This window comes from Mycobacterium sp. GA-1841, assembly GCF_001954135.1.
In the GTDB taxonomy this organism is placed as follows: domain Bacteria; phylum Actinomycetota; class Actinomycetes; order Mycobacteriales; family Mycobacteriaceae; genus Mycobacterium.
On sequence record NZ_MBEQ01000027.1, the window covers coordinates 1 to 20,278 of the forward strand.

Genomic DNA, 20,278 nt, shown 5'->3' on the forward strand with positions numbered 1-20,278 from the left:
GAGTTACCTGCGCTGGGCCGAGGTCGACCTGGCGAAGGTGACCGACACCAAGGCCTATCTGGCCCAGCTGGTCACCCGCCAGGCGCTCAATGCGCTGCGGGCCTCTTCACGGCGACGTGAGGAGTACGTGGGCCCGTGGCTGCCCGAGCCACTGCTGCTCGACGATCGGGACGGCGCAGCGGATGTGGTGCTGGCCGAATCGGTTTCGATGGCCATGCTGGTGGTGCTCGAGACGCTGACCCCCGACGAGCGCGCCGTGTTCGTGCTGCGCGAGGTGTTCGGTTTCAGCCATGACGAGATCGCTTCGGCGATCGGGAAATCCGCGGCGGCGGTGCGCCAGCTGGCCCACCGCGCCCGCGAGCATGTGCAGGCCCGCCGTAAGCGGTTCGAACCCGTCGACATCGCCGAGTCGACCCGGATCACCGAGCAGTTCCTGACCGCCGCGGCCACCGGCGACATGGACGGGCTGCTGGCACTGCTGGCACCGGACGCGGTCTACACCGCCGACAGCGGCGGAAAGGCCAGTGCAGCCCGGCGGCCGGTGATCGGCGCCCAGAAGGTGGCGGCCATGCTCGTCGGACTGTTCCGGGCCGCCGAACGGGTTCCGGGCCTGCGCTTCGAGATGACGGTGTGCAACGGCGAACCCGCGGTGATGATCCACAGCGACGCGGGCCGGGAGGGCGTGTTCACCGTCGAGGTCATCGACGGCAGGATCACCCACTTCTATGCGATGCGCAATCCGGACAAGCTGACCGGCGTTGACGCCCCGCGGACCATCAGCCGGTAGCTTTCTCTCGCCGAGCAGTCACAAAACTGCCCATTTTCGCGTGGAAATGGGCAGTTTTGCGTCTGCTCGCGGGAGGCCGCAAGCTGGTGGCATGCGGATCGAGCGGCTGGGCGCGCTGGGTGACGCGCCGGCGGTGCTGCGAGGGGTCGCCCGGGCGGCGGCCGCCGCGGGCGTGGCGCCGCCGGCCGCACTGATCGGCGACTGGTTCGGCTCGCGCGCGGTGATCGCACCGTCGGTCACCGCCGCACCTGTGCCTGCCCACACCGTGTTCGACACACCGGCCGGTGGTGCCGCCGGGGTTGTCGGGGGCGGTTGGTTCGGTTACCTGTCCTATCCGGACCCGGGGCGTGACGAGTCGAGCCCCCGCATCCCCGAGGCGGCCGGCGGCTGGTCGGATTGCGTGCTGCGCCAGGACGCCGACGGAATCTGGTGGCACGAAAGCCTCAGCGATGCAGCCCTTCCCGCATGGGTGACGTTGTCTGCCCCGGAGCCCGCGCATTACACCGTGTCCTGGATCGCCCCCGACCGCGATGACCATCGCCGCGGCGTGCTGGCCTGTCTGGAGGCCATCGCCGCCGGCGAGGTGTACCAGGCCTGTGTGTGCACGCGGTTCACCGGCCGCATCGACGGAGACCCGATCGACTTCTTCACCGAGGCGGTGGCCCGCACCGCTCCCTCACGTGCGGCCTACCTGGCCGGGGATTGGGGCGCGGTGGCCTCGCTGTCGCCCGAGTTGTTCCTGCGTCGCACCGGTACCGCGGTGGCCTCGAGCCCGATCAAGGGCACGCTGCCCCGCTCGGCCGATCCGGCCGGCCTGCTGGCCTCGACCAAAGACGTCGCCGAGAACATCATGATCGTCGACCTGGTGCGCAACGACCTCGGACTGGTGGCGGAGACGGGCAGCGTCACGGTGCCCGAACTGTTGGCGGTGCGCCCGGCACCGGGGGTCTGGCACCTGGTCTCGACCGTCACCGCCGAGGTGCCGGCCCACCTGCCGATGGCGGCCCTGCTGGAGGCCACGTTCCCGCCGGCCTCGGTGACGGGCACCCCGAAGCTGCGGGCCCGGCAACTGCTACGGCAATGGGAACCGGCTCGACGTGGGATCTATTGCGGAACAGTCGGTTTGGCCTCACCGGTGGCGGGGTGTGAGCTCAACGTGGCGATCCGCACCGTGGAGTTCGGCGTCGACGGGTCTGCCGTGCTGGGGGTGGGCGGCGGCATCACCGCCGATTCCGATGTCGACGTGGAATGGGAGGAATGCCTGCACAAGGCATCGAGCCTCGTGCGCTCTGACACTGTGGTAATCAATCCGGTATGACCACGCCTGCCGACATCCCCAGCGCACTCAACGACTTCCCGTCGGATGCGCCGATCCTGATGGTGAACCTGCTGAAGTTCAGGCAGCCCGACGGGCTGGACAGCTATCTGAAATACGGTGCGGGGGTGGCTCCGCTGTTGGAGCGGGCCGGCGCGAAGGTCCGCTACGGCGGGTCCGCGCCCGCCGTCCTCCTGGGCGACGACGCCAAGCCCTGGTGGGACGTGATTCTCGTCGTCGAATATCCGACGCCGGCGGCATTTCTGGAGATGGTGACCAGCGAGGAGTACGCAGCGGTACACGTGCACCGCGCGGCCGCGCTGGAGCGTGGCGAGTTGATCGCGACGTCCAACTGGTCGGTCACCGCGTAGAGCGCGCGCGCAGCACGGCGTCGTACAGCTCACGCCGGGACGGCGCACCCGGGTTGGCGGCGATCACCTGAGCGCAGGCGTCCTTCACCCGGATTCCGTCGGCCACCAACTCTTCGACCTCGGCCACCAGGTCGGGCAGCTCGACGGTCGGGGTACCCCCGGCCAGCACCACGGTGATCTCCCCCAGCACGCCGTCGGCGGCCCACTCGGCCAGTTCAGCCAGGCTGCCGCGGCGGATCTCCTCGTGGGTCTTGGTCAGCTCGCGGCACACCACCGCGCGTCGGGCCGGGCCCAGCACCTCGACGGCATCGCGCAGCGTCTCGGCCAACCGGCGCGGGGATTCGAAGAACACCGTGGTGCGCGGTTCGGCGGCGAGGCTCTGCAGCCAGGCCAACCGGGCGGCGTGTTTGCGCGGGGCGAAGCCCTCGAAACAGAACCGGTCCGACGCCAGCCCGGACACCGCCAGCGCCGTCGTCACCGCCGACGGGCCCGGCAGGCAGGAAATCCGCGACCCGGCTTCTATACAGGCCGCCACCAGCCGGTAGCCGGGGTCGTTGATCAGCGGCATGCCGGCGTCGCTGACCACGAGCACCGTCGCGCCCGCGGCGATCTCGTCGACCAGCCCGGGCACCCGGCTCGCCTCGTTCTGATCGAAGAAGCTCAGGACCCGTCCGCCCGGCTGCACCCCCAGCGACTGGGCCAGCGCCCGCACCCGGCGGGTGTCCTCGGCCGCCACGATGTCACTCGTCTTCAGCGCCTCGACCAGCCGCGTCGATGCGTCATCGGGGCGGCCCAACGGCGTGGCGCCGATCAACAGTTTGCCGGGTGTCACGCCCGACAGCCTACGATCGCTTGCGTGACCGCCACCGCCACCGAAACGCCGACGGCTGGTCGCTCGGTCCCGTTGATCAGCCCCGCGCCGTTGATCCCCACCCCGGATTTCGGCCCGACCGACCGGTTGCAGGGCTGGGTGATGACGGTGATCATCACCGCGCTGGCCGCGGTGAGCCGGTTCTTGAACCTCGGCTCACCGACCGATGCCGGCACCCCCGTCTTCGACGAGAAGCATTACGCCCCACAGGCCTGGCAGATGCTGCACAACCACGGGGTCGAGGACAACCCGGGCTACGGGCTCGTGGTGCATCCGCCGGTGGGCAAACAGCTCATCGCGATCGGCGAGGCGATCTTCGGATACAACGGGCTGGGCTGGCGGTTCTCCGGGGCACTGTGCGGGGTGGTGATCGTGCTGCTGGTGGTGCGGATCGCGCGCCGGCTCAGCCGCTCCACCCTGGTCGGTGCGATCGCCGGGCTGCTGCTGATTGCCGACGGGGTCAGTTTCGTCTCGGCCCGCACCGCACTGCTGGACGTGTTCCTGGTGGTGTTCGTGGTGGCCGCATTCGCCTGTCTGATGGTCGACCGCGACGACGTCCGCCGCCGGATGTACGACGCGTTCATGGACGGGCGGATCGCCGAGACGACGTGGGGCCCGCGCCTGGGCGTGCGGTGGTGGCGGTTCGGTGCCGGCGTGCTGCTCGGCCTGGCCTGCGCGACGAAGTGGTCCGGCTTGTATTTCGTGGTGTTCTTCGGCGTCATGACGCTGGTGCTCGATGCCGTCGCGCGCAAGCAGTACCACGTGCCCCAGCCGTGGAAGGGCATGCTGCGCCGTGACGTCGGCCCGGCGGCTTACGTTTTCGGCCTGATTCCGTTGGCGGTGTATCTGGCGTCCTACGGACCGTGGTTCGCCTCCGAGACCGGCGTCGACCGTCACGAGGTCGGCCAGTCCATCGGCGAGAACAGCATCATCCCGCTGCCCGACGCCGTGCGCTCGCTGTGGCATTACACCTACGCCGCATACCGTTTCCACGCCGGGCTGACCAACGCCGACGGCAACCATCACCCGTGGGAATCGAAACCGTGGACCTGGCCGATGTCGTTGCGCCCGGTGCTCTACGCGATCGACAACCAGGACGTGGCCGGCTGCGGCGCCCAGTCGTGTGTGAAAGCCGTGATGCTGGTGGGCACCCCGGCGATGTGGTTCGTCGCGGTGCCGGTGCTGGGCTGGTCCCTGTGGCGGGCGGTGGTGCGCCGCGACTGGCGCTACGCGGTGGTCCTCGTCGGGTATTCGGCCGGATTCCTGCCCTGGTTCTTCGACATCGACCGGCAGATGTACTTCTTCTACGCCACCGTGATGGCGCCGTTCTTGATCCTGGCGATCGCGCTGATCCTCGGCGACATCCTGCACCAACCCAACCAGAACCCGGAGCGCCGGACCCTGGGCCTGCTGGCGGTGTGTCTCTACGTCGCCCTGGTGATCGCGAACTTCGCCTGGCTCTACCCGATCCTGACCGGCCTGCCGATCTCGCAGGCGACGTGGAATCTGGAGATCTGGTTGCCGTCCTGGCGTTAGTTGGGCGGCACCGCGACAGAAGTTACACCGGGTCGCGCGCGGCCGGGCACGACATACAGCGCGGCCCGCCCCGGCCCGTGCCCAGTTCCGAGGCCTCGATCGGCAGCACTTCGATGCCCGAATCAGCCAGCCGCGCATTGGTTTCGGCGTTGCGCTCGTAGGCGACCACCACGCCGGGCGCCAACGCCAGGGTGTTGTTGCCGTCGTCCCACTGCTCGCGCTCGGCGGTCACCGGGTCCAGTCCCGTGTCGATCACCCGCAGCCGTTCGATACCCATCGCCGCGGCGGCGGCCTGCACGAACGGCGCGCCGTCATCGATCTGGATGCCGGCCTCGGTGCGGTGGATGGTGAACGCCGACAACGAATCCACGATGTTCGGATACATCACCACCGCGTCCACGTCGACCATCGTGCACACCGTGTCCAGGTGCATCTGGGCCCGCTCCTGCCGGATCGGCACGGCGAGCACAGTATGGGCCAGGTCATCGTCGAACAGGCTGCGCGCCAAGGCCTCCGCTCCGGCCGGGGTGGTCCGCTCCCCCACGCCGACGGCCACCACACCGGGCGCCAGCAACAACACGTCACCGCCCTCGACCGGCGCCGAGCGCGACTCGTAGGCCCGCCGGACGCCGAGGAACCGCGGGTGATGGGCATAGATCAGATCGGTCAACGACGTCTCGCGCACCCGGGCCGGCAGCGCGAGCGACGTGATGGCCACCCGGGGGCCGATCCAGAACGACGAGTCCCGGGTGAACAGGAGATTGGGCAGCGGATCGATCACGAAATCGCCGCCGTGGTGCATGAGGCGGACCAGTGACAGCTCGGACCCCTCGAACGGCACCTCGTTGAACGTCATGCCGGCCATCAGGATGCGCGCCAGATCGACCGGCGGCAACGTCCGCAAATAGGCCGAAAGTTCTTGGGCCAGCGGTACTCCCAGGCGCCGCGCATCGACAGCGGCAGAGATGCCGTGCATCCGGGCGGCCCCGCTGTGCGCCAGCGCCTCGGTCAGCAGATCGGCCAAGAGCATCACCTCGACCCCGCGTGAGCGCAGCACGTCGGCGAAGGCGTCATGTTCACGTTGAGCCTTGGCCACCCACGGCAGCCCGTCGAACAACAACGCATCGTTGTTGCGTGGGGTCAGCCGCTGCAACTCCGGACCCGGCCGGTGCAGGATCACGGCGCGCAGGGTGCCGACCTCGGAGTTGGAACCGAACGCCGCAGTCTCCACCCCATGACGTTAACTCAACTATGGTTGAGGTGTATGGAGACGCACGAGCTCAGCCCCGGCGAAATGTCGCAACGCAGCGGCGTGGCGGTGTCGGCCCTGCACTTCTACGAGCGCGAGGGCCTGATCTCCAGCCGCCGGACATCGGGCAACCAACGTCGCTACGCACGCGAGACGCTGCGGCGGGTGGCCTTCATCCGGATGTCACAGCGCCTCGGCATCCCACTGGCCCGCATCCGCGAGGCGTTGTCCTCCCTGCCCGCAGACCGGGTGCCGACCAGCAGGGACTGGGCCAAGCTGTCAGCCGGTTGGCGGCACGACCTCGACGAGCGCATCCTGCACCTGCAACGGTTGCGCGACAACCTGACCGGCTGCATCGGCTGCGGCTGCCTGAGCCTGAAGACCTGTCAGCTGACCAACCCCGGCGACGTCCTGGCTGAACACGGCCCCGGAGCCTCCCGACTCTGACCCGATCGAACGCTTGTGCGATACACTCGCGCGCATGGAGCTGGCGTTGCAAGGCTCGCTGTTCGAGCACGCAGAACGTCGTCGACTCGGCAACGGCGCCTGGGTTGAGCTGCGCTCAGGCTGGTTGCCCGATGCCGACTCGCTGTTCGAGGAGCTGATGGACACGATCCCGTGGCGCTCCGAGGAGCGGGAGATGTATGACCGTGTGGTGGCCGTGCCGCGGCTGGTGAGCTTTCACCACCTGATCAACGAACCGGCGCCCCACCCGAGGCTCAAGCAGATCCGGCGCAGGCTCAACGACACCTTCGGCGGCGAACTCGGTGAACAGTTCACCACCGCAGGTCTGTGCCTGTACCGCGACGGCAATGACAGCGTGGCCTGGCACGGCGACACCATCGGCCGCAGCCGAACCCACGACACCATGGTGGCGATCGTCGGACTCGGCGCGACAAGGACTTTCGCGTTACGGCCGCGCGGCGGCGGTCATGCGCTGCGGCTGCAGCACCGCCACGGCGACCTGCTGGTAATGGGCGGATCGTGCCAGCGCACCTGGGAGCACTCGATCCCGAAGACCACCAGCCTGGTCGGGCCGCGGATCAGCATCCAGTTCCGCCCGCACGACGTGCGCTGAGGCCTAGCCCCGGACGGCTGCCACCGCGTTGCTGAGCAACTCGCGGGCCCGCTTGTCGTCCACCTTCGCCACCGGTTTGTCGGGCACCACCAAGGGATTGGCCGTGACGATCACCATGAACGTGTCGAAGCTGGCGACGTAGTTGTAGAGCTCGCCGGTGCGGGGCTTGCCGCCGACGACGGTCTGCACGATGCGGTGGGTGCCCACGGTGCGGGCCCCCTCGATCTGTGGAGCCTCGACCACGTCCACCTGGCCACGCATGGCCGGCGCCAGGAACTTGACCTGCTTGCAGGCATCGCCCGGGTCGTTGAGCGGGATCGCCTCCGAGGTCTCCACAGCCAGCACGATGAACCGGTTGCCCGCGCCCTCGGCCGAGGTGGCGGCCATGTTGCCCTTGACTCCCTCGGGGAATGACTGCCCCTCGGCGAACTTCGCACAGTCGGCGGGCTCCACCTTGACCCCGGGCGGCATCTTCTGCGGCGCCAGCATTTTCGGGTCGATCCCGGTCGGGGCGACATCGGCGACCTTGAATTCCGGCCCGAAGTCAGAGCGCAGCTTGGCGACGTTGGCGATGTTCGCGTTGGCGGACTCCGACTGCTCGGATTGCCCGCAGGCGACCAGTCCGACGGCACAGACGAGGACACCCGCGGCGGCGAGTGGGACTTTGCGGTTCGGCATCGCTGGTTAACATACCTGGGCTGGTCAACTTCTCCGGCGACACGACTCAGCCCCGTAACGCCGAAACCGATTTCACCAGCAGGTCGGACGTGAACGCGGAGTCGAGCGCCGGGGTCGGCGAACCCGGATCGGTGATGACGGTGACGAACACGTGATAGCCGGCCAGATCGGCGGTGAACGTATCGGCATGCGACCGGGTCTCGGTGCCCCCTTCGACCACGGTGGTGACGGCCGTGGACATGCCCGCCGTCGTCGCCTCCTCGATCGCCGGGGCCGCCGTGGCGGTGACGGTTCCCACCGAATGCCCGCCCGACACACTCCATCGGTCACACGGTGCCGAGCCCGGCTCGCCCGGGACGTCGCTGCGCTTCGACACCGCGGCGTACACGATGCCGCCGGGGCCCGACGCCGACCATCCACGGGCGGCTTCGGTGACCGGAGCCGCCGGTGCCGCGCACTCGGCCGGATCGGCAGTCCAGTGCGGACCAAAACCCCACAGCGAGACGGGGTTCGCACGTGGATCGAGAGCCACCACTTCATATCCGGGCGGCAGGTCGTATCGCACCCGGTCGATGCGGGCCGGGTTCAGGGCGCCGGCGTCGCCGCGTGACGCCGGCGACGATGTCGACGTCGGGCCGGGCGTCGGTGACGACCCGCAGGCCACCGCGCCCAGCAAAAGAGCCGCCCCGACGATGAAAAGCCGCACGGCGCCTTGATACCACAGCTCACGAGCGCCGGGGCAGCTGAAACACCTGGAACCATCCGGGATCACCTGGGACCACCGAACACTTGCCTGCGCAACAGCACACCGCCGGGAACTGTGCCTTTACCCAGCCGCGGCACAGGGGAACGTTTATCGTGCCTTCAGTAACGCCGCACCGTGGCGTCCGATCGACGGGAGACCGATGACCACGTCATTGAGGGCAGGCGGAATCCCCATCGCCGCCGTCGCGTTGGGGGTCATGCTGGCCGGCTGCGGCGCGAAGACCGTCGAGGGCAACCCGACCGGAGCCGGTGCCGGCAGCGAGACCAGCGTCGAGCCGACCACGACCGAGACCAAGACAGAGACAGAGACCAAGACAGGGGGCACCCCGACCACGGGGCATCAGTACACGATCGTCGACTACATCCGCGACAACGGCATCGTCGAAACCCCGGTGCACCGAGGCGATCCCGGCACACCCACACTGGAGCTGCCGGTCCCCGAGGGTTGGGCGGACGCCAGCTCGTCGGCTCCTGATTGGGCGTGGGGCGCAATCGTATCCACCGATCCGGCGTGGGAGACCGATCCGCCGTCGATCATCACGTTGATGTCGAAGCTGACCGGTGACATGGACCCGGCCAAGATCCTCGAGTACGCGCCGAACGAGATCCGGAACCTGCCCGGATATGAGAACCAGGGCGACGGGTCAGCCGGCGAACTCAGCGGATACGACGCGTACCAGATCGGCGGCACGTACGTGAAAGACGGCGCCACCCGGCTGATCGCACAGAAGACCGTGGTGATCCCCGGCTCCGACGGGTTGTTCGTGTTGCAGTTCAACGCCGATGGCACCGAGGAGCAGATGGGCGCGCTGATGGATGCCACCTCCGCGATCGACGACCACACGGTGATCACCCCGTAGCATCGCGCGGTGGCCTCACTGGCCCACCGCCCGGATCACCTGCCGCGTCGCGTCTTCGATCTGAGCGGCCAACGCAGGATCCATCTTCAGCGCGTCGACCGGGGGCACCGCGACGTCGGTGACCACCACCCCCAGATCCTCGCGCTGCCACACCGCCCCGAGCCGGTTCAGGATTCGCCGCATGGCGTAGTTGTCGCTCAGCACCCGGGCGGTAAACCGTTGTATTCCAAGGTAATCCGCAGACACCACCAGCGCGTCCATCAGGAAGGTGCCGATTCCGCGACCCTGGTAATCGTCACCGACGGTGAACGCCACCTCGGCCGTCGTCGCCTCGTGTCCTTCCCGCACCACGCGGGCATCGGCGACCACGGGCCCCAGGGCGCCCTCGGTCATCACCCAGACGAAGTGATCGGCGTAATCGACCTCGAACAGGTACTCCAGCAGCGCCTTGGTCGGCTTGCGCACCGACTGGAAGCGCCGGTACAGGGTCTCGCTGGAGAACTCGACCGGCCCGTTCATCGTCCGCTCCACGTCGCCGGGCAGCACGGGCCGTAGATAGAACCAGTCACCGCCACGCACCTGCACCGGAATGGGCGTGATGAACGCGGCCAACCGCTGGCGTGCGATGCGCACCATCCGGTCGAACATCCCGGGCAGGTGCAGGATGGTTTCGAAGGCGTCGCGATCGCCTACCCACCCCGTCACCGGTTCGACCGCCGTCACGGTGGCCGTCCGCGAGGCATCCCGCAGCAGGGCGATCTCACCGACGATCAGGCCGGGTTCCAGATCGACGACGACCGCTTGGCCGTCGGGCCCGTCATGGACGACCTGCGCGCGCCCGGAGGCGATCAACATGAAGGTCAGGGCCGGATCGCCCTGACGGATCAGCACCTGGCCCGCCGCAGCCGACATCGGCCGCAGCAGCGCGGCCAGCGGCGCCAGCACGGAGGGCCGGCATCCGGCGAAGAATTCCAGCGCCGCCAGATCGTCGGCACTGATCTCGGTCAGATCGGCCACGTCTCCCAGGCTACGGCGCAGCCGCAGGCTCGGTCAGGGCTTGGCGAAGCCGGCCTGGCCGAGCACCTTCTGACCGGCCTCGCCCGTCACCGCCTCGACGAAGCGCCGCGCCTGCTCGGACTGCTCGGACTGCTTGAGCACCGCGATGGGATAGGTGTTGACGGCCTGGGCCGCCTCGGGGAACGCCACGGCGGTGACCTTGTCCCCCGCGTCGGCGGCGTCGGTGACGTAGACCAGGCCGGCGTCGGCCTGCCCGCTGGTCACCTTGCCCAGCACGTCGGTGACCGAGTTTTCCTCGCTGACCGGCGACAGCATGACCCCGGTGGCCTTCTCGGCCTTGTCGGTCGCGCCGCCGCAGGGTACCGGCGGGGCGCACACCACCACGTTCAGGCCCGGGCGGCCGAGGTCGGCAAAAGTCTTGATGCCCTTGGGGTTTCCCGGCGCCACCACGATGGTCAGGGTGTTGGTGGCGAAGTTGACCGGTGCGCCCTCGAGCAGGCCCGCGGCCGCCGCCTTGTCCATGTTCCGGGTGTCGGCGGAGGCAAACACGTCGGCGTCGGCGCCCTGGGTCAGCTGGGTGACGAGGTCCGAGGATCCGGCGAACGAGAACTGGACCGAGGTGCCGGGGTTGTCGGTCTCGAACTGTTGGGCGATTTCGGTGAAGGCAGATTTCAGCGACGCCGCCGCGAACACCGTGATACCGCCCTCTGAGGACGACCCATCCTCGGTCGAGCCGCAGCCACCGATCAGGGCGGTGGCGCTCACCGCGCTGAACGCGATTGCAAGCATCCGGGTCCGGTTCACGATTGTCCTTTCGGGGTTTCCACGATCACGGTCGTGGCCTTGACCACCGCGACGGCAACGCTGCCGGGTTCGAGGCCGAGTTCGCGCACCGCCTGACTGCTCATCAGGGACACCACCGTGAACGGGCCACATTGCATTTCGACCTGGGCCATCACCGTGTCGGCGAGGACGTTGGTGACCAGGCCGACGAAGCGGTTGCGCGCCGAGCTGCCGATGCCCAGCGGATCCTTGGGCGCCGCAGCGGCGTTGGCGCGGGCGAAGGCGGCCAGCGCGGCGCCCTCGATCACCTTGCGCCCGGAGCCGTCGAGGTGGGCCGGCAGCGACCCGTCGTCGATCCAGCGCCGCACGGTGTCGTCACTGACGCCCAGCAGTTCGGCCGCCTCGCGGACCCGGATGTCTGGCACGGCGACAGCGTATCGACCCAATACCTCGGCCTACAACCGCAAACACAGAAAATTCGGCACTTTTGGACCGCATCTACGGTCTTGACCGCCCGGCTTCCCGACTGCTAAGCAGGTGCTCAGCATTCTCACGACGAAGGGAACCATATGGCACTGCAGACCGTTTTGGAAGAGCTCCGCAACCGGCCCGGTACCGGCGAGACCATCCCGGTCATCGACCCCGCGACCGAGGAGCAGATCACCGAGTTCCGCGACTGCGGGACCGACGCGGTCGACGAGGCCGTGGCCGCCGCGAAGGCCGCCTACCAATCCGGGGTGTGGACCGACATCCCGGCCCGCCAGCGCGCCAAAGTGCTGTGGAAGCTGGGCGATCTGATCGACGAGCACGCCGAGGCATTCGCCGAACTGGAGTCGTTGGACGCCGGGATGCCCCCGATGCAAGCCGAGATGATCGTCTCGACCTGCGCGGAGTTCTTCCGCTACTACGCGGGCTGGTGCACCAAGATCAACGGCAGCAGCTACCAGGTGCAGATGGAGGGCGGCGTCAACAGCAACTACTCCGACCTGCACGCCTACACCACCAAAGAGCCGTACGGCGTGGTCGGCCTGATCTACCCGTGGAACGGCCCACTGTTCAACGCCTGCGCCAAGATCGCCCCGGCCCTGGCCGCCGGCTGCTCCAGCGTCGTCAAGCCCGCCGAAGAGACCCCGCTGTCGGCGGTGCTGCTGGAGCGGCTGATCGGTGAGGCCGGCGTGCCCGACGGCGTGGCAAACTTCGTCATCGGCTACGGCGCCACCGCAGGCGCCGCGATCACCGCGCACCCGGACGTGGAGAAGGTGGCCTTCACCGGCTCGACCGAGGTCGGCAAGCAGATCATGCGGGATTCGGCGGACAACCTGAAGAAGGTGACCCTGGAGCTGGGCGGCAAGTCGCCGGTGCTGATCTACGACGATGCCGACCTCGACATGGCGATCATGATGGCCTCGATGGGCATCTTCGTGCATTCCGGTCAGGGCTGTGTATGCGGGTCACGAATCTTTGTGCAGCGCAGCGTTTATGAACGCGTGGTGGCCGGCATCGCGATGATCGGCGACAATTTGGTGCTGGGCGGCCCCAAGGACGAGGGCGCGATGATCAGCCCGCTGGTCAGCCAGAAGCAGCTCGACCGCGTGCTGGGCTACATCGACCAGGGCAAGCGCGACGGTGCCGAAATCGTTTCCGGCGGTTACCGATTGGACCGCAAGGGCTACTTCGTCAAGCCCACCGTGGTCACCAACGTCGACCCGGCCACCAGCCGCCTGTACAAGGAGGAGATCTTCGGCCCGGTCGTCACGATCCTGCCGTTCGACGACGACGATGAGGCCATCGCGATGGCCAACGACACCAGTTACGGTCTGGCCGCCACCGTCTGGACCACCAACCTGGCCCGCGCGCACCGCCTCGGCAAGCGTCTGCAGGCCGGCATGGTGGGGCTGAACTGCCAGTTGACCTTCGACCACAACGTGCCGTTCGGCGGCTACAAGCAGTCGGGCATCGGTAAGGAGTTCGGTTACGAGGGCATTGACGGCTATCTCAAGACCAAATCGATCTGGGCACAGCTGTAGGACGCTGCCGGATCACACCGGCCGCACCTCAGACCCGAAACGCGACGTCGGCGAGCTCGAGGGCCTTGCCCTCGAGCCGCTGACCCAGATAGATGTCGGCCTGCATGAGCCGCTCGGAGTACCACCGGATGTCCTCGGCGTGTTCCCGCGCGGCCGTGTATCGGGTGGCCATGGTGGTGACGTCGATGCGCCGGGTGTCGCGCACCCTCAGGTCGTCGGCCACATGAAACCCGTCCGCCTCGGCCGCGGCGATCGCGTCGAGCACCTGCGCCACGGCCAATCGGATATCCCGGCTGCCGTCCTCGGCGATGTCGGCGGCTTCGCGTTGAATGTCGCCCTGCTTGCGCACCACGGCGGCATCGGTGGCGACCCGCTCGCCCGCGGCCTCGCTGGCCGGGCCGGTCCATTCCGAGCCCCCGGGCGCGCAGATGTTCTGCCGATGCCATTCGAACAGTTCCTCGGACTCGGCGGCAGATTGCCGCCAACGAGAGGCTGCCTCCGCGAGATAGGTTGTGTCCCAACCCTCCAGCTGGGAACGGGTCAACACGTCACACATCGGTTCGGCGGCAGCAAGGTAGCTCACATCAACTCCGCCACGCCTCCGGCGGACTGTTCGTCGATCGCGTCGTATCGACCGGCGGCGGCAGACAAGTCCCCGGCCTGTGCGCTGACGCGTCCCGATTGCATGGCGCGCACGTTCATCACCGCGGAATCCATCGCCGCGACACCGCTGGAACTCGGGTATCCCCCGACGCCGGAATCCACCGACGCCGCCCCCAATTCGACAGCAATCATTTCGCTGCTAGTGGCCCCCGCACGAAGCGCCCCCGGGTCCACTCTCAGATCGTTTGCCATAGCAATCCCCCAACTGGCCAATCTGTACCCCGAGGCTAACCGATTTGGCTCCATTATTTCTGAAGTCGGCCGAGGGGCTGAGCAAGTATGCCATTGCGGACTGGCATCAACAACGACCGGGTATGTCTCCTGGCCGTCACCCGGTGGTCACCAACCGGCCATCGTCAAGCCCCCACTGACACTGAGTACTTGGCCAGTGACGAAGCTGGCATCGTCGGATGCGAAGAACAGCACCGCGGCTGCGACTTCTTCGGGTTTGACCACACGACGAAACGGGATCGCCCTGATCAGGCCGCCACGAACCTTGTCCGGCAGCGACGCGAACAGCGGGGTGTCGGTCGGTCCAGGGCAAACACAATTGACGTTGATGCTGTGGCGGGCCATCTCCCGCGCCGGCGACTTCGTGAAAGCGATGACGCCTCCCTTCGTCCCGGCGTACACCGTCTCACCGAGACTCCCCACCCGTCCGGCATCGCTGGCAATGTTGACGATCTTTGCCGTGCCGTTCCCGGCGAGGATCGATTTCAGGAACGCATGGGTGAGCCGAACGGGCCCGAGGAAGTTCACCGCGACCAACGCCTGCCAGAGCGCGTCGTCGTCGGACATGAACGGCTCGACCCGATCGAAACCCGCGGCGTTGACGATCACGTGCGGCAGCCCGTGCGTGGCGACGACATCGTCACGAAGTGTGCTGGCCGCCCGACCGATACCCGACGCGGCACCCGTGACCACGGCGACTTTGTTGTCGAATCGCACCATCCGACCTCCCGGTCTGAGGTGATGTGGACGCTATCGCCACTATTGGCCGTCGAACCCAGAAATCAAACCACTCGGTGCGTGCAGTCGGATGCACCTCGACAGGAGGGACACCCCATGGCTTTCTCTGACTACCGACAGCTGACGCTGACCCGCCGCGACAACGGTGTCCTGCTGATCACGCTGAACCGGCCGGAGAAGTACAACGCCGCCGACGAGGGCATGCACACCGAGCTGGCCACTATCTGGAAGGACGTGGCCGCCGATCCGCAGACCCGGGTCGCGGTGATCACCGGTGCCGGCAAGGCCTTCAGCGCCGGCGGCGACCTGGCAATGGTCGAGCGGATGGCCGGCGACTACGACCGGGTGTCACACATGCTCGACGAGATGAGCGACCTGGTCTACAACATGATCAACTGCGACAAGCCGATCGTGTCCGCGATCAACGGCGTCGCCGTCGGGGCCGGCGCGGTGGCCGCCCTGCTCGCCGACGTCGCGATCATCGCCGAGGACGCCCGCATCGGCGACGGGCACGTCAAGCTCGGCGTCGCCGCCGGCGATCACGCCGCGATCATCTGGCCGCTGCTGGCCGGAACCGCCAAGGCCAAGTACTACCTGATGACCGGCGAGATGATCGACGGCATCGAGGCCGAGCGGATCGGCATGGTGGCCAAGGCCCTTCCGCGCGAGGAGGTCGTGGACGAGGCCCTGCGGATCGCCGACAACCTGGCCACCGGGGCGCAGCAGGCGATCCGGCTGACCAAGCGTGCGCTCAACAACTGGCTGCGCAATGCGGGTCCGATCTTCGACCAGTCCGCGGCCTACGAGATGTTGACCTTCCTGGGCCCGGACGTGGTGGAGGGCTACACCGCCCTGCGGGAGAAGCGTCCGCCGCGTTTCCCGTCGGCACAGGGCAGCTGACATCGAGATCGGGCTCGTCGAACACCGCCGACGAAACACGAATCGGCTTCTACTCGCTCAGCCGTCGTTCCAACCCGGCAATGATGACGTCCAGATCGAACTGAAAATCATCCACGGCGGGAGACGCCGCGGCCCGCAAGGCCACGATCTCGGTGAGCACCGGGAAGTCGGTATCCGTTCGGTTACCCAGAACCCGGGCGACTTCCGGCAGGTGCGGATGCACGTGCGACTCGGCTTCATACGCAGCCGAGATCGACACCTTTGCAACAAGGTTGAGGATGCTGCCCGCCTCGGGCACGGCGAAACCGCCGCGCACCAGCGCCTGTAACACTCGCTCCGCCCACGGCAACATCAGGGACTCGGCACCCCCGCTGAGCCGGAAATGTTCTTTGATGCCGCCCATCTTCTCGACGCCGTCGCGCAGCGCTTTCCCGTACGTACGCAACGCGTCCGGCCATTCCGCGTCCGCAGGCAACTCGATGCGCCTGAGCTCGGATTCGAAGTGATCGGCGACGACGAGGTCCAGCAGGCCGCCGCGGTCTCCCACATGACGATGCAGCGCCTTGCGATCGACTCCCAAGGCGTCGGCGACAGCTTTCATAGTGAGTTCGCCCGCCGGGATGGCGCGGGCAGCCGCAACGATCTGCGCCCGGCCGATCCGGGCGGGACGGCCGCGACGGGGGCGCCCACCGCTGCTCCCGGAACCCGGCTCGCTGTCCACGGCACCACCGTAGTTCGCAGTCGACCGAGCCCTTGCCATGCCGCCCCGCCCGCGCTTTACTGTCTTTTGTCCCGATCGGGATTATATGGCTGCCGGCCCACCGAAAGGCGCGCATGAGCATCGACATCTCGAAGGTCAACATCGTCCCGTACGTATCGCTGACCGACGCCTCAGTTCAGGACCATTCGACGCGGGATCGCCAGTTCCCCGGCTTGCACAATGACCTGCTGTTCCTCTGGGCGATGGTGGATACCGAGAACGGCAAGCGCTACGAAATGGTGCGGTGCCTGTCAGCCAGTGCTGCGTTCGACTTCAACCTGCACGAATGCTCGACCGATCTGTGGCAGCACCCGACCAATCTGCGGTTCCCCGGCGAGAACGACCTGTACTGGGGCCCCATCCTGTGGTTCGAATCCGAGGGCAGGCAGAGCGTTTTCCCCGCCAATGGGGCGATGGCCAAACGGCATCCCATATCCATCACCCTCGGCCCCGACAGATACCGGTGGAAGGAGCACGATGACAGCATCGACGTCACGTTGACCCCGCTGCCGATGAACGTGACAGCCATCTACGTCCCAGGACTGCCGGACGACGTCGGCTACACGAGCTCCGGGTGCACGGTGTCGGGCAGCATCGAGGGCTCGCCGATCACCGGTGGCTACGGTGGATTGGACCGGATGTACTGCCTTCCCGGCCTGAGTGCACAGGTGTCGAAAATCGCCGAACTGGAACACTATTGGTTCGTCTGGGGCTCGATCCTCGATGACGGGCGTTGGGAGACCGGCAACGCCATGCTCGGCGCCGGCAATTACGCCACCGCCACATTCCAGCGCGAAGGCGAGGCTCCCGTCATCGCCGTCAACGACGCGGTCAGATCCAAGGTGCATTGGGAACGCCGTGGCGATCGCAAGCAGCCCACTACGGCAAGCCTTTCGTTCGGTGGCCGTACCTTCAACTTCACTGCTACCCACAACGCCGCCGCAGCAGCCGTGTCACTGGGTATTGCCTGGATGCACGGGACCATGCATGAGGAGAACGGACCGCGGCCGACTCAGAGCTGGTCCACCATGGAGATCATCAAGGTTCGCGCGACCCCGCGGGAGTGACCACTCACCTCGATGCCGCCCCGATCACCGAAAGCAACTGCAGTTTCTCGTAGCTCTCGCTTCCCGGCACCGCGGTGTAGACCAAGAGCGAGTGTGACTGCTCGGGATCGAGCAGTACTTGGCAATTGAGCTCAAGACGCCCAACCTCAGGATGTTGATAGCGCTTGATCTCTCGCGGCCGGATGCCGATCTCGTGCCGGTCCCACAGTGCCCGGAACTCCTCGCTTTCGGCGGTGAGCAATTCGGCGTATCGAGCGGCCGTGGACTCCGGACCGCGCAAGGCGAGCACTCCTCGAAGCCCGGAGACGAACATCCGCGAATAGAACCCGTGGTCTTCGCGCGGGTAGATGTCGCGCGCGGCCGGGTCGGTGAACCACCGATACCCGATGCTGCGCGCGGGGCCGGTGTAGCGGCACAGGTCGCCGACGAGTGCCACGCCGAGCGGGGTCTGCCGCAACGTTTCCCCCAACTCGGTGACGATCTCGGCCGGGGTGTCGGTGAGCCGATCCAAGATTCGCAGCATGCCGGGGCCGATGTGATCGGTGCCCGCGCCACGCGTCGGCGGTTGATGCCCGGCGAGCCGGAAAAGATGATCACGCTCGTCACGAGACAGATGTAGCCCTTGCGCGATCGAGGCGATCATCTGCTCCGACGGCTGCGGGCCGCGCTCCTGCTCCAACCGTGAGTAATAGTCCGTCGACATGTGGCACAGCGCGGCGACTTCCTCGCGGCGCAGTCCACTGGTTCGGCGGCGTTGCCCGCGTGGCAGCCCGACGTCCTCCGGCTGCAACGCCGCGCGTCGGCGGACAAGGAACTCCGCCAGCCCGGCTCGATCGATCATGCGTGCCATCTTCTCCCGGGCCCGGTCGCTCAGCCACGGATCGTCAGACCGTGGATACGTCGGCGCCGGCTGGGCAGGCTCGAGCACATGCCACACGATGACGACATCACGATCGAGGACCTGGCCGGAAAACGGGCTGTGGTGACCGGGGCGAGCGACGGCATCGGTCTCGGGATCGCAACGCGGTTGGCCGGCGCAGGCGCCGAGGTGGTCATGCCGGTCCGAAACCCGAGCAAGGGTGCGGCGGCCGTCGCGAAGATCCGCACCCAGCATCCGCGGGCCAAGCTCTCCCTCGAGGAACTCGACCTGTCGTCGTTGAGGTCGGTGGCCGCGCTCGGCGAGAAACTGTGCGCCGACGGCGCGCCGATCCACCTGCTGATCAACAACGCCGGGGTGATGACGCCACCGGATCGGCAGACCACCGCCGACGGATTCGAGTTGCAGTTCGGCACGAACCATCTGGGGCACTTCGCGCTCACCGCCCATCTACTACCGCTCCTGACGGCCGGCCGCGCCCGGGTGACCTCGCAGACCAGCGTCGCCGCCCGCAGCGGCGCGATCAACTGGGCCGACCTCGATCGGGAGCGCTCCTATGACGGCATGGCCGCCTACCGACAGTCCAAGATCGCGGTCGGCTTGTTCGGGCTGGAGCTCAACCGGCGTAGCGCCGCCGCGGGCTGGGGCATCACCAGCAACATCTCCCATCCCGGGGTGGCCCCGACGAGTCTGCTCGCCGCCCGGCCGGAGGTGGGCCGCGCCGAGGACACCGTCGGCGTGCGGCTGATCCGCTGGCTCTCGGCGCGTGGCCTGATCGTGGGCACCGTGGCCAGCGCGAAACTCCCGGCGCTGATGGCAGCGGTATCGGCTGAGGCAACGGGCGGCGCGTTCTACGGACCGCAGTGGCCGGGCCACGTCGGCGGTCCACCCGGTGTGCAGAAACTGTGGAAACCGCTGCGGGACAACGCAAACGCAAACCGTCTTTGGAAGGTCTCCGAGGAACTCACCGGTGCGACGTTCGCGTCGTCGTAGGACGCGCAGAGGACGTAAGGCGAGCGCGCGCCACCTCGGCGGCGCCGTTGCCGGTGATCAGCCACAGCGTGGCCAGCTGCACGATGAACTCGTCGAGGGACAATCGAACGCCACCGTTGACGAATTCGAGGATGGCATCGGCCGTTCCGCCGATGATGAAGGCCGGGGCCACCTTGGCCAGAGGGTCCTTTTCCAGCTCGACACCGTGCACGCTCCTTCCATGGTCGACGAGCACGGACGTGAGCCGGTGCATGACGCCGGCGCGGTGGGTGTCCAACTCGGGTGAGGCCGCGACGCCACCGAGCAGGACCCGAGCCCGACGTGGGTCGTCGACGAGCGTCCGCACCGCGGCGCTCACACTCGCGAGTGCCTGCACCTCCAGCGGTTCGGCCGCAGCGGCATCCGCGGCGGCCACCGTGGCACTGCGCACGGCTTCGGCGATGTCGTCGACGACGGCGGTCGCCAAGGCATCGAGGTCGGTGAAGCTCTCGTAGAAGTACCGCTTATTGAGATTGGCTGCAGTGCAGAGCTTTTCGACCGTGGCGCCGCGCCACTCGTTGCGTGCCATCACGTCCATCGCCGCGTCGAGCAGACGCTCGCGGCGGTGCCGGCGACGATCCTGGGCGGACTGCCCCCCGTAGGCACGTTCGGTCGTTGACACCACGGTCACATTCTGGCACGGTTTTGTACCAGATGGTTACCCGGGAGGACG

Annotated in this window: 24 protein-coding genes; 11 read left to right on the forward strand and 13 right to left on the reverse strand. The window is 67.6% G+C overall.

Going from position 1 to position 20,278, the window contains the following annotated elements; genetic code table 11:
• The 3 genes from A5740_RS08075 to A5740_RS08085 form a co-directional block, all read left to right on the forward strand.
• Positions 1 to 787, forward strand: a 787-nt coding sequence (locus tag A5740_RS08075; RefSeq protein ID WP_076192985.1) for a sigma-70 family RNA polymerase sigma factor, incomplete at its 5' end; no start/stop codon positions are given.
• Positions 788 to 878: 91 nt separating this feature from the next.
• Positions 879 to 2,105, forward strand: a complete 1,227-nt coding sequence (locus tag A5740_RS08080; protein WP_076192987.1) for an aminodeoxychorismate synthase component I — start codon at positions 879 to 881, stop codon at positions 2,103 to 2,105.
• The gene (locus A5740_RS08085) at positions 2,102 to 2,473 is read left to right on the forward strand and encodes a DUF1330 domain-containing protein (RefSeq protein WP_076192989.1); all 372 of its coding nucleotides are present in this window, start codon (positions 2,102 to 2,104) and stop codon (positions 2,471 to 2,473) included. The genes A5740_RS08080 and A5740_RS08085 overlap by 4 nt, the downstream gene beginning before the upstream one ends.
• Here the strand turns inward: A5740_RS08085 and rsmI are convergent.
• Entirely contained in the window at positions 2,463 to 3,305 is an 843-nt protein-coding gene (gene rsmI, locus A5740_RS08090) for a 16S rRNA (cytidine(1402)-2'-O)-methyltransferase (RefSeq protein ID WP_076192991.1), read from the reverse strand. The two genes, A5740_RS08085 and rsmI, sit on opposite strands and share 11 nt — an antisense overlap.
• Positions 3,306 to 3,329: 24 nt before the next feature.
• Between rsmI and A5740_RS08095 the strand changes: the two genes are divergently transcribed.
• A complete protein-coding gene (locus A5740_RS08095) occupies positions 3,330 to 4,880 on the forward strand; it encodes a dolichyl-phosphate-mannose--protein mannosyltransferase (RefSeq protein WP_076192993.1) in 1,551 nt (516 codons plus the stop codon).
• 22 nt (positions 4,881 to 4,902) lie between these two features.
• Here A5740_RS08095 and arcA read toward each other — a convergent pair whose 3' ends face one another.
• Complete coding sequence (gene arcA, locus A5740_RS08100; RefSeq protein ID WP_076192995.1) at positions 4,903 to 6,111, reverse strand: arginine deiminase; 1,209 nt, start codon at positions 6,109 to 6,111, stop codon at positions 4,903 to 4,905.
• Between the two features lie 33 nt (positions 6,112 to 6,144).
• Between arcA and soxR the strand changes: the two genes are divergently transcribed.
• Both soxR and A5740_RS08110 read left to right on the forward strand, forming a co-directional pair.
• Positions 6,145 to 6,576, forward strand: a complete 432-nt coding sequence (soxR, locus tag A5740_RS08105; RefSeq protein WP_076192997.1) for a redox-sensitive transcriptional activator SoxR — start codon at positions 6,145 to 6,147, stop codon at positions 6,574 to 6,576.
• 34 nt (positions 6,577 to 6,610) lie between these two features.
• Positions 6,611 to 7,207 carry an alpha-ketoglutarate-dependent dioxygenase AlkB gene (locus tag A5740_RS08110; protein WP_076192999.1) on the forward strand — a complete coding sequence of 199 codons (597 nt, stop codon included), beginning with the start codon at positions 6,611 to 6,613 and terminating at the stop codon, positions 7,205 to 7,207.
• Positions 7,208 to 7,210: 3 nt separating this feature from the next.
• Here the strand turns inward: A5740_RS08110 and A5740_RS08115 are convergent, their stop codons facing one another.
• Both A5740_RS08115 and A5740_RS08120 read right to left on the reverse strand, forming a co-directional pair.
• Entirely contained in the window at positions 7,211 to 7,885 is a 675-nt protein-coding gene (locus A5740_RS08115) for a DUF5642 family protein (protein ID WP_076193001.1), read from the reverse strand.
• A 46-nt stretch (positions 7,886 to 7,931) separates the two neighbouring features.
• Positions 7,932 to 8,591 carry a DUF5642 family protein gene (locus tag A5740_RS08120; RefSeq protein ID WP_076193003.1) on the reverse strand — a complete coding sequence of 220 codons (660 nt, stop codon included), beginning with the start codon at positions 8,589 to 8,591 and terminating at the stop codon, positions 7,932 to 7,934.
• A 199-nt stretch (positions 8,592 to 8,790) separates the two neighbouring features.
• On the opposite strand from A5740_RS08120, the gene A5740_RS08125 reads away from it, so the two are divergent.
• Positions 8,791 to 9,510, forward strand: coding sequence for an LpqN/LpqT family lipoprotein (locus A5740_RS08125; RefSeq protein ID WP_076193005.1), 720 nt, complete (start codon positions 8,791 to 8,793; stop codon positions 9,508 to 9,510).
• Positions 9,511 to 9,525: 15 nt separating this feature from the next.
• Here A5740_RS08125 and A5740_RS08130 read toward each other — a convergent pair whose 3' ends face one another.
• From A5740_RS08130 to A5740_RS08140, 3 genes are read right to left on the reverse strand one after another with little or no spacing between them, the layout of a single operon-like run.
• A complete protein-coding gene (locus A5740_RS08130; protein ID WP_076193006.1) occupies positions 9,526 to 10,527 on the reverse strand; it encodes a GNAT family N-acetyltransferase in 1,002 nt (333 codons plus the stop codon).
• A gap of 33 nt (positions 10,528 to 10,560) precedes the next feature.
• Complete coding sequence (gene modA / locus A5740_RS08135) at positions 10,561 to 11,316, reverse strand: molybdate ABC transporter substrate-binding protein (protein WP_076193045.1); 756 nt, start codon at positions 11,314 to 11,316, stop codon at positions 10,561 to 10,563.
• Positions 11,317 to 11,327: 11 nt separating this feature from the next.
• On the reverse strand, positions 11,328 to 11,735 hold the full coding sequence (locus A5740_RS08140; protein WP_076193007.1) for a molybdopterin-binding protein: 408 nt from the start codon (positions 11,733 to 11,735) through the stop codon (positions 11,328 to 11,330).
• Between the two features lie 144 nt (positions 11,736 to 11,879).
• Here A5740_RS08140 and A5740_RS08145 point away from each other — a divergent pair, with 144 nt between their 5' ends.
• Complete coding sequence (locus tag A5740_RS08145) at positions 11,880 to 13,337, forward strand: aldehyde dehydrogenase (protein ID WP_076193009.1); 1,458 nt, start codon at positions 11,880 to 11,882, stop codon at positions 13,335 to 13,337.
• 28 nt (positions 13,338 to 13,365) lie between these two features.
• Here A5740_RS08145 and A5740_RS08150 read toward each other — a convergent pair whose 3' ends face one another.
• From A5740_RS08150 to A5740_RS08160, 3 genes are all read right to left on the reverse strand, one after another.
• Positions 13,366 to 13,920 (reverse strand): hypothetical protein, encoded by a 555-nt coding sequence (locus tag A5740_RS08150; RefSeq protein WP_254849116.1) that lies wholly within the window; start codon positions 13,918 to 13,920, stop codon positions 13,366 to 13,368.
• The gene (locus A5740_RS08155) at positions 13,917 to 14,132 is read right to left on the reverse strand and encodes a hypothetical protein (RefSeq protein ID WP_254849117.1); all 216 of its coding nucleotides are present in this window, start codon (positions 14,130 to 14,132) and stop codon (positions 13,917 to 13,919) included. The genes A5740_RS08150 and A5740_RS08155 overlap by 4 nt, the downstream gene beginning before the upstream one ends.
• A 207-nt stretch (positions 14,133 to 14,339) precedes the next feature.
• Positions 14,340 to 14,951, reverse strand: coding sequence for an SDR family NAD(P)-dependent oxidoreductase (locus A5740_RS08160; RefSeq protein WP_076193013.1), 612 nt, complete (start codon positions 14,949 to 14,951; stop codon positions 14,340 to 14,342).
• A 114-nt stretch (positions 14,952 to 15,065) separates the two neighbouring features.
• Here A5740_RS08160 and A5740_RS08165 point away from each other — a divergent pair, with 114 nt between their 5' ends.
• Positions 15,066 to 15,869 carry an enoyl-CoA hydratase/isomerase family protein gene (locus A5740_RS08165; protein ID WP_076193015.1) on the forward strand — a complete coding sequence of 268 codons (804 nt, stop codon included), beginning with the start codon at positions 15,066 to 15,068 and terminating at the stop codon, positions 15,867 to 15,869.
• Positions 15,870 to 15,918: 49 nt separating this feature from the next.
• Here the strand turns inward: A5740_RS08165 and A5740_RS08170 are convergent, their stop codons facing one another.
• The gene (locus A5740_RS08170; RefSeq protein ID WP_076193017.1) at positions 15,919 to 16,590 is read right to left on the reverse strand and encodes a TetR/AcrR family transcriptional regulator C-terminal domain-containing protein; all 672 of its coding nucleotides are present in this window, start codon (positions 16,588 to 16,590) and stop codon (positions 15,919 to 15,921) included.
• A gap of 113 nt (positions 16,591 to 16,703) precedes the next feature.
• Here A5740_RS08170 and A5740_RS08175 point away from each other — a divergent pair, with 113 nt between their 5' ends.
• On the forward strand, positions 16,704 to 17,696 hold the full coding sequence (locus A5740_RS08175) for a hypothetical protein (protein WP_076193019.1): 993 nt from the start codon (positions 16,704 to 16,706) through the stop codon (positions 17,694 to 17,696).
• Between the two features lie 4 nt (positions 17,697 to 17,700).
• On the opposite strand, the gene A5740_RS08180 is transcribed toward A5740_RS08175, so the two are convergent.
• The gene (locus tag A5740_RS08180; RefSeq protein WP_076193049.1) at positions 17,701 to 18,537 is read right to left on the reverse strand and encodes a helix-turn-helix transcriptional regulator; all 837 of its coding nucleotides are present in this window, start codon (positions 18,535 to 18,537) and stop codon (positions 17,701 to 17,703) included.
• An 87-nt stretch (positions 18,538 to 18,624) separates the two neighbouring features.
• Between A5740_RS08180 and A5740_RS08185 the strand changes: the two genes are divergently transcribed.
• Entirely contained in the window at positions 18,625 to 19,566 is a 942-nt protein-coding gene (locus A5740_RS08185; protein ID WP_076193021.1) for an SDR family oxidoreductase, read from the forward strand.
• On the opposite strand, the gene A5740_RS08190 is transcribed toward A5740_RS08185, so the two are convergent.
• On the reverse strand, positions 19,538 to 20,227 hold the full coding sequence (locus A5740_RS08190; RefSeq protein ID WP_076193051.1) for a TetR/AcrR family transcriptional regulator: 690 nt from the start codon (positions 20,225 to 20,227) through the stop codon (positions 19,538 to 19,540). The two genes, A5740_RS08185 and A5740_RS08190, sit on opposite strands and share 29 nt — an antisense overlap.
• Between the last annotated feature and the right edge of the window lie 51 nt (positions 20,228 to 20,278).